The sequence below is a fragment of the Adonisia turfae CCMR0081 genome, assembly GCF_011009555.1.
Classification (GTDB): domain Bacteria; phylum Cyanobacteriota; class Cyanobacteriia; order Phormidesmidales; family Phormidesmidaceae; genus Leptothoe; species Leptothoe turfae.
The window spans coordinates 6,808,763-6,817,904 of the sequence record NZ_QXHD01000004.1 but is presented as its reverse complement, the minus strand read 5'-3'; the positions used below and the strand labels follow the sequence as shown (position 1 = coordinate 6,817,904).

Sequence of the window (9,142 nt, the reverse complement as noted above, 5' to 3'; positions counted from 1 at the left end):
ATGGAATACCCCTACACGTATATATTGTCATTTTCTCAAAAATAAGAATGCATCCACCTCGCGTGGGGTGGGCTGCCCTGCGATCGCACCCGATCGAGTTGTCGTCAACGCTGCCACCGCACTGGCATAGCGAACGACGTCATGGGCACAATCAGCATCCAGTAAACAGCTGCGACCTAAGAGACATAACTTATGTAAAAAACCGGCAACAAAGGCATCACCCGCACCAGTGGTGTCTTCAACATCCACATCAAACCCAGGCACGTGACCACTGTACCCCCCCAGATAATAGCGACAGCCAGCGGCACCAGCAGTCACCATAACACCTTCCAGATAAGGGCGTTGGGCGGCGATTGCCACCGGATCTGTCGTCTCCAATAACCACTGCGCCTCAGTATCCGATAGCTTTAGAAAGGATACGTGTTTAAGTAAATCCATCACTAGACCCATGGCCTGGGCAGGGTTTTCCCAAAACATAGGTCGCCAGTTAACGTCTAGGACGACTCGACCATTTTGCTCTTGCATCCATTCCACAGCCTGCAAAATAGATTCTCGCGTTTGGGAATAGGCCAAACCTAGGGTGCCGATCACTAAATATTTGGTGCCATGGAACAAGCGGGGATCGATGCGATCGCAAATCACATGGGCATCTGCGAAACTAGCTGGATCAGGCAATGAAAACCCAGCAAACGATCGCTCTCCCATCTCATCGGTCAGCACATAAACCTCACGGGTGGGAGCTGTCGGATGAGATTGCAAACCACGCGATCCCACCTGTAGGTCCGACAGCAACTGAGCCAGGGCCTGCCCCCAAGAGTCAACGCCTACAGCACCAATAAATTCTGCCGATGTTCCTAACTTAGCCAGACCACAGGCTACATTAGCCGGTGCCCCACCAGGTAATGACAGTTTTTTCTCCCGATCGCTTGACCAGAAACTATCAACCAGAATTTCCCCTAGACATATAACTGGACGCCCTGGATTACTCATCCCTGTCTTTGGCCCCAATACTCCATCACACGATGACTGCCTTAATGTAGCCTCTCGCCGAAAGTATAAGGTACTAGCAGACCCAGAAAATCATTTTTACCCAGTATCCCTATGCTGAACGCACTTTGAGCAGCGGGCAAATGCACCTTAGACTAATTAATATAATCGGCTCAACACGTAGCTAGACAAAGCTTCCAGTGCGCGCTTAGGTTCAGACTGAGGTAAATCAGCCAGGTTATGAACAGCCCGTTTAACATGCTGAGAGGCCAGCTCCCGTGAGCGTTCAATACCACGACTAGCCTTCACCAAGGCCATCGCCTCATCAAAGTCTCCGCTTTGAGCGAACTCTCGCTCAATTAACGTAGCCAGATAAGGCGTTTCTTCCATGGCATAAAGCACTGGGGCTGTCAGGTTACCACTCAGCAAGTCAGAACCAGCAGGCTTACCCAACACTTCCTCAGAACCGGTAAAGTCCAAAATGTCATCTACCACCTGAAATGCCAGGCCTAAGTTCCGCCCATATTGATAAAATGCCTCAGCCAGAGAGTCAGAAACCTCACTCAAAACACCCGCCGACTTACAGCTATTAGCAATGAGTGATGCTGTCTTGTAATAGCTCTTCATCAAGTAAGCATCAATGGAGAGTGTGGTGTCGAACTTATTTAACCCCTGCTGGATCTCACCTTCAGCTAAATCCATAATCACGCGGGACAGCAATTTAACAACCGTTAGATTGTCTAAATTTGCTAAGTGCCATGACGATTGAGCAAATAAGAAATCCCCTGCCAAAACCGCCACTCGATTATTGAAACTACTGTGGACAGTAGGAACACCACGTCTCAATGACGACTCATCGACGACATCATCGTGTACCAGACTGGCAGTGTGAATCATTTCAGTAATCTCAGCCAGGCGAAAATGCCGAGCTGGAATATCTGCCTCCATCACCGTAGCCCGTGAAAGTAGAAGCACAATAGCAGGTCGAATCCGTTTCCCTCCGGCCCCAAAAAGGTGCTCTGCAGCAGCGTAGAGAATAGGATGCCGAGCACCGACCAGCTGCTTTAAATTATCCGCCAATAGCCTGAGATCGGCTTCGACGGGAGCAAACAGCGATGTTGTTGAAGTCATGGGAGAAAATGCTCAGACGGCTTGATTACGAAATTTTAAGTAATCCATATTCATTCTAAGCTAACGACTCATTTGGTGTCGTAAATCCATTTAGAAAATGTAGAAACACCTTTTGCTTCAGTACTTTGCAGTTCTCAAAGCACCACACCCCATAAAGAGTTCCATCTGGCCAGCATTGATTAGATATTTTTATTTCTTTTTTTTAATTAGGTCTATGTGAATAACAAATTCTTATGTTAAGCTAAGGACTAGGAATTAGAAAATTTCATAGCAAGCTCAATAGTTGGTGTTAGTAGCTTTGTTCTAGTAGTTGGCTTCTGACTGCTAGTAGTGCTTGAGTCATCCGCCGATGTGTTGCAGTTGTCTGGGGTAGTTGATACCCATGGCAGGCAATGTCTATAAGAGTATGGCAACTGTTTGACCCAACCCATGGCTGAGTCAAACTTGTAAGGTCTCGAACAGACAGCTAGAAAATTTATCGGTGCATGTATGCCCTAGATGCGTACGGAGTGACGAGCGATACTGCAATGCGTATGGTGCTGGGTGATTCTTGTATCAAGGCTTTTTGATTATTGGGAATCTTGCATAATTTTCGAACTAGCTGCCCCGCTGTCAGTTTTTGCTGGCTGCCTGTTTGGCCTGCGAATCGTCCTTGTTGCTCCTCTCTCACTGGCTACGTCCATGACTCACCCCTTAACCCCCCTGCTGATATTGCTGCTTGCCACTAGTTACTTGTTAATGGTCTACATTCTTTTCACGGCTGTTCAACGCTTTGTCAGGCGTAGAGAGCAAATGTTGAAATGACTTACAGGTTCAAGTAATGGGTTTTTGCCATTTCATCCTTGTCCCTGATCAGGGTTTAATAATCTCTAGATAAAAAACCTTTTAATTTATGTTTATTTTTAGCAGATGGTCTGACCACGTTAGTGGTCAGACCATTGTTTTATGACACCCCTCCAGTCAGCAACGGTATAATTTTCTTCCTTCTGAGATTTATTGCTTATTGCACAGCTTCCAGATAACTTCTGCCAAGTATGTATTCCCGAAAACAACTTAGAGAGGTAGCATAGACAGAAGTTTTAAGCAGTAGGCACCCAACAATTTGAGTTCAGCCCCTGACGTTCCTGCCTCCAATATTTCAAACAGTGATATTAATCAGGCCAATGGGTCATTTCCAGCGAGCATTGTCCAATTAGACAGCGGCTTAACTGTTATTCACCAAGAAATAGCAGCGACTCCTGTCGTCGTTGTGGACGTTTGGATTCGGGCAGGTGCTCGTTGTGAACCAGACACTTGGACAGGCATGGCTCATTTTTTAGAGCACATGGTGTTTAAGGGGACTGAGCAGATCTTGCCGGGCATGTTCGATGCAGCTATTGAGAGCCGTGGTGGTTTAGCAAACGCAGCGACAAGTCATGATTATGCTCATTTTTATATGACAGTGGCTGCCAATGACTTAGCCCATGCCCTCCCTTATCTTTCAGATCTGTTACTGCATGCAGCGATCCCAGCCGACGAGTTTGTAAGAGAACGACATGTAGTCATCGAAGAGATTCATCAATCTTGGGATGACCCTGATTGGATAGGTTTTCAAACGCTGTCGGAAATGATTTACGGGAATCATCCCTACGGACGTTCAGTATTAGGGTCTCCCGAGATCTTGCAAGAGCGCTCACCTGAAGAAATGCGGCAGTTCCATCGTACTCACTACCAACCTGAGAATATGCAGGTGGTGATTACTGGTGGCGTCTCCTTAGAGCGAGTGCTAGAACTAGTGCAGACAACGTTTCGTGCATTTGCACAACGAGAATCATGTCCGACAGCAGGGCTAATGTCACCCCCACGCCTACTGACCAACCCTCGGCATACCTTAGCATTGCCTCGATTGGAACATGGGCGATTGATCATGGCCTGGCTAGCCCCTGGGATTGAGGACTTAGAATCAGCCTGTGGCTTAGACATTTTGGCGACAGTCTTGGCCGAGGGTCGGGTGTCGCGCCTGGTACGAGAGCTGCGCGAAGATCGTCAATGGGTAGATGAAATCGCAAGTAGTTTTTCGGTACAGAAGGACTGTAGTTTATTCGTTTTATCAGCCTGGCTCCCCCCCAATTATATAAAGGAAGTAGAACAGGTCATTTGCGATCGCATCGCGACCCTAGCTAACATACCGATTAGTGAGGCAGAGTTATCACGAGCCAAACGGGTATTATGCAATGACTATGCCTTTTCAATGGAAACTCCAGGACAGCTTGCTGGACTCTATGGATATTACGGCACTTTGGCTAAACCTGAACTTTCCCTGACCTACCCCAAACACATACAGGCATACTCTGCTGAACAACTTATGCCCCTGGCCCAGCAATACTTATCTCCACAGAGTTGTGGCACCCTTGCTCTAATTCCTGCCTAGCGCTACACTGCATCCTTTCCTGACAGACTTCACTACAACCTCTAACCACAACACCTGTGACTGTATCAACTGCCCCAAAGCAAAACTCCATCACGACCCATCTGGGCAACGGCCTCAAAGTTATTGCTATTGAAAATCCAGCCGCTGATATCGTCTCAGCACGTGTGTTTCTACCCGTTGGACAAGGCCATGAAACACCAAAAAATGCAGGTATTTTTAGCTTGCTCACATCCCTACTCACAAGAGGAACAACTCACCGCAGTTCCTTCGATATTGCGGAAGCTGTGGAATATGTAGGAGCCAGCTTAGGAGCCGATAGCGCTTCAGATTACAGCGTCGTCAGTGTTAAAACGGTATCCGCCGATTTTGAGGAAATCTTCAGCCTCGCCACTGAAATTCTGCAAGAGCCTAGCTTTCCTGAGAATGAAATTGAACTCGAACGGAAGCTGACGATTCAAGGTCTGCGCTCCATGCAAGAGCAGCCCTTTAGCGTAGCCTATAAGTTTTTTCGTGAAGGCATGTACGGCACCCATCCCTATGGGTTTTCTAGCATGGGAACTGAAGAAACCGTCATGGCCATTCAACGCGATGATCTTTTAGAGGCCCACCAAAAGCATTTTCGTCCCGACAACATGGTGGTGGTTATTGTTGGACGCATTGATCCTGAACGGGCTGTTGCTTTAGTCGATAAACTCATGGGCGATTGGGCTGTCCCTGAGTATCCTGCCCCTGCCCCTCAACTGCCAGGGCTCGAATCCCATGCTTATCGCATCGTCACGCCCCAAGAAACGAACCAGGCATTTGTGATTATTGGGTACCTAGCGGCCCCAGTCATGCACCCAGATTTTCCAGCCCTTAAGCTTCTGAGCACTCACCTAGGGAATGGCCTATCCAGTCGTCTATTTGTCGAACTACGGGAAAAACAGGGCTTGGCCTATGACGTTTCTGCGTTTTATCCCACACGTTTGGGCCCATCACAATTTGTCGCCTATATTGGCACTGCACCAGAAAATACATCCGTTGCACTAGACGGTCTTCAGAGTGAGCTGCGACGACTCTGCAAAGTTCCCCTCACCGAGCATGAGCTCCAGGTCGCTAAGAATAAAATGCTTGGGCAATATGCATTGGGTAAGCAGACTAATGGGCAAATTGCTCAACTGCTGGGTTGGTATGAGATTCTGGGGCTGGGCACTGAGTTTGACGACAAGTTCCAGGCTAATATCGCGGCAGTGACCATTGAAGACGCCCAAGAGGCAGCAAAGCGTTGCTTTGTAGACTCCTATATCTCGATTTTGGGGCCAGCTACAGCAGTAGAAGCGCTGAGATAAAGGACAAGGTTATAAGGTAAGGGCTCAGGGCTTGGCGGCATAGTCGCTGACATCAAATGTAATAGTTAAGACTTTATCTGACACAACCTGTAAACTCACACTGAATCAGGAGTGTCACAATGAATACCCAAGACAAGATCGTTAAGAACCGCTTAGGCCTCTTAAACCTAGCCAAAACACTCGGTAACGTATCCAAGGCGTGCAAAAGGCCGTGGCCAAGGACCTCAAACCGATTTACCAAGCGGCCACCCTGGCTGAATCAGAAGCCGTCCTTGATGCCTTCAGCGAACAATGGGATGAGGCCTACCCAGCTATCAGCCAAATCTGGATTCGCCACTGGGACAATGTCATTCCTATTTTTGACTATCCCATGGAGATTCGTCGAGTGATTTACACCACCAATGCTATTGAATCCCTCAATCGCTCCTTGCGTAAGGTGATTAAGACCCAAGCGATCTTCCCAGATGAAGCTGCTGTTTGCAGACTGATGTATCTGGTGATGAATCATATCGCGAAAAAATGGAATCGACCGATTAAAAATTGGCGAGCCGCCTTGTCACATTTTGCGATCCTGTTCCCAGAACGCTTTCCTCTCTAAACAAACCGCGTTTACACAAAATTCAGATCACTCTCGATATTTTTCCTTGGTTGTTATATCAAAAATGTTATGGCTAGTATTGTTTAAGGACCTGGGTTAAGGCTCTTAAGAGAATACTCCATCTCTGGAATAAAAGTTTATCTCAGGGGCATGGACCTAAGTATCTTTTGTTGACCAATGCCGACAATTATCACAATGCCCGCACTGCATGTTTTGAGCTTCTATCTCACAGCCAAACTGCACTAAAAGTTTCTGCCAACGACACTTCCGACTAAAGAGATATTGCTTAGTCTCCTTCACACTATCAACTGGTTTATCAGTTTTCGATGATTGCTCCACCGTCAACTGATAGTGAAACGGGTCTTGCCAAATCAACCGTCCCTGACTATGCAACAATGCTAGTGCTGTCGCTGCTTTCCCATTACGTTGCAACACCTCATCAATATGGCCAGATGCGGCTAATGACTTCCCCAACTGTTGTGCCTCTCGCTGTAGCTTCCGCGCACTCTCTGCAAAAAACTGCCAGCGCTGTTTATCCTCTGAATCTAACCATCCTGTAGGCTCACTTACCAGCGTTAGCGCATCCGCTGGTTTCCCATCTCGTCCTCCGCGACCAATCTCCTGCACATACTCACTGAGCGTACTTGGCGCATGATAATGGCAGACCCATCTAACTCGTGGATGGTTAATCCCCATGCCAAATGCACTGGTGCATACTACAAACTGACAGTTTCCCTTTATCCACTCTGCTTCAATGCGCCGACGTGCCTCACTGGCCAGCCCCGCATGATACGCTGCCACTGAAAACCCCTGGGGGTGTAACCACTGGGTTAACTCTTCAGCAGTCCGGCGAGTGCGAACATAGATCAATCCTGCTTGATCAGGATGAGACCTTACAAACTGAAACATTGCCTGTCGTCGTCCCCTTGGAGTCCAAACCACTTTCACAGCTAAATTCAGGTTTGACCGATAGGGGCTGAGTTTGACCTCTTGAGTTTGTTGTAGATGCAACACTTCGCAGATGGTCTTCTGAGCCGTTGGGTTAGCCGTTGCTGTGAATGCTGCAATGGGTATCTGGGTGCCTGCGGGTTTATGGGTCAGCAGCGCTGGTCTGACAGCACCGAGTCGTCGGTACGTGGGTCGGAAAGTGTCACCCCATTGGACCAGGCAATGGGCTTCGTCCAAAATCAAGCCGTTGATGATTACCTGGGGGTGACAGAGAATGTCCCAGACTCGTTTGCTGATTAGTGTTTCAGGCGATAGATACAACAACCGCAACCGGTTTTGCTGCACCTGTTGCAGTATGTTTCGTTTCTCAAAGTTGGCCAGGGCACTGTGGATGCGTTCTGCGGCTAAATGGCGTTGCTTTAGCTCCTGAACTTGGTCCTCCATTAGTGCAACTAATGGAGAGATGACCAGGGTTATGCCTGTTTGCAATAAAGCAGGCAATTGGAAGCAAATGGATTTACCTCCACCGGTCGGCATGACAATCAGAGCATCCTGTTTGGCCAATAGTGTGCGAATGACTTCATCTTGTGGAGGACGAAAACTGTCGTAGCCCCAAATTTCTTTGAAGCGCGCTTCTACTTGCTGCCAGGACGTTTTTGTAATCATTGATGCACCCTTGAACTGGTCTTAGAGTGCCCGTTGAAAGTGAGCCTTACGTGTTCATCCCATGCATTGCAGCCAAGATCTGTGCTGACACAAACGGTAAAATCTCCTCGTCTTGGCTGTGCTCAGCCCCTTCAGTAAACACGACTAATAGATAGGGATGTGCCCCATCTGCCTCAATGTAAGCGGCATCATGGCGTACTTTACTCGTTAGTCCTGCTTTTGACCAAACCTTTGTCTCAACGGGCACACCCGCCCCTAAAAAGCCCGTCACCTGATTTTCTGGATCCGCAGCTAGTACTTTAGGATCCAGGTCGCGCTTCATCAGGTCCATCATGGTGTGAGACCTCTCTGCATTGACTGCCACCCCGCCAATAATGCTATGCAGTAACCGAGCAGATGCTTCGGTCGTCAGCATATTGCGGTTTTCATAGCCCTCGCCCAGAAATGCTCGCTCTCGACCGTAGGGACCATCACACCAAGTTTTTTGGTTAGCGTTAATGGTTGCTAGCTCAGGCCATTGCAGACTGGTTAGATAACGGTTGATCAAGTTTCGCTGTTGCTTCCAGGTTTCAAACGGTCCAGGGGGTAGCTCTGGACCGCTTGTCGTACCCGTTAGCACATCAACGACATAGCCTGTTGCGTCGTTACTAGAGTCGATAATCATGTCCCGTAATGCTCGCTCTAGTTCCAAGCTTGTTTGGACCATGCCGCGATCTAACCACTCATGAATAGCCACCAGGTAAAACAACTTGATGACGCTGGCTGGGTAAATCCGCTCTACACCGCGATAGCTTGCCCCCTTTGGCTGTTGCTTCCAGAAGTTATCAGCACTTAGTGCGCCCCCTGTATTGACAGTGTAGGGAGGCTCGTAAGCTAGCCAGGTAACCGCGATTTGATTTTGTGCCAGGTTAGGAAAACGAGCCCAGGTTAAATCGAGGATTTGGTTGAGTTTTTTCTGGAGAGCGTCGTTGGGTTGGAAGAATTTGGAGGTCATCGGGGAGAGGCGTTGTAAGGGCTTAGCTGTGAGTTTTAAGTTGTTCGCTTTTTATCTTGCTATACCTTGTCGAGGTAATC

6 protein-coding genes and 1 pseudogene are annotated in these 9,142 nt (G+C 48.2%); 3 read left to right on the top strand and 4 right to left on the bottom strand.

Translation table 11 applies throughout. The features are described from left to right. Positions 1-27: 27 nt before the first annotated feature. Positions 28-990 carry a carbohydrate kinase family protein gene (locus DXZ20_RS32965; RefSeq protein WP_163666473.1) on the bottom strand — a complete coding sequence of 321 codons (963 nt, stop codon included), beginning with the start codon at positions 988-990 and terminating at the stop codon, positions 28-30. Positions 991-1,146: 156 nt separating this feature from the next. Next, complete coding sequence (gene sds, locus DXZ20_RS32960; RefSeq protein ID WP_163702937.1) at positions 1,147-2,118, bottom strand: solanesyl diphosphate synthase; 972 nt, start codon at positions 2,116-2,118, stop codon at positions 1,147-1,149. A 1,102-nt stretch (positions 2,119-3,220) separates the two neighbouring features. Between sds and DXZ20_RS32955 the strand changes: the two genes are divergently transcribed. From DXZ20_RS32955 to DXZ20_RS32945, 3 genes and pseudogenes are all read left to right on the top strand, one after another. After that, the gene (locus DXZ20_RS32955; protein ID WP_250566010.1) at positions 3,221-4,528 is read left to right on the top strand and encodes a M16 family metallopeptidase; all 1,308 of its coding nucleotides are present in this window, start codon (positions 3,221-3,223) and stop codon (positions 4,526-4,528) included. 56 nt (positions 4,529-4,584) lie between these two features. Then, on the top strand, positions 4,585-5,856 hold the full coding sequence (locus DXZ20_RS32950; RefSeq protein ID WP_163666477.1) for an insulinase family protein: 1,272 nt from the start codon (positions 4,585-4,587) through the stop codon (positions 5,854-5,856). Between the two features lie 205 nt (positions 5,857-6,061). Next, positions 6,062-6,454 (top strand): annotated as a pseudogene (locus DXZ20_RS32945) (transposase); the annotation flags it as partial. Positions 6,455-6,610: 156 nt separating this feature from the next. Here DXZ20_RS32945 and DXZ20_RS32940 read toward each other — a convergent pair. Both DXZ20_RS32940 and DXZ20_RS32935 read right to left on the bottom strand, forming a co-directional pair. Further along, positions 6,611-8,068, bottom strand: coding sequence for a RecQ family ATP-dependent DNA helicase (locus DXZ20_RS32940; RefSeq protein ID WP_163702936.1), 1,458 nt, complete (start codon positions 8,066-8,068; stop codon positions 6,611-6,613). A 46-nt stretch (positions 8,069-8,114) separates the two neighbouring features. Beyond that, the gene (locus tag DXZ20_RS32935; protein ID WP_163666481.1) at positions 8,115-9,062 is read right to left on the bottom strand and encodes a serine hydrolase; all 948 of its coding nucleotides are present in this window, start codon (positions 9,060-9,062) and stop codon (positions 8,115-8,117) included. Between the last annotated feature and the right edge of the window lie 80 nt (positions 9,063-9,142).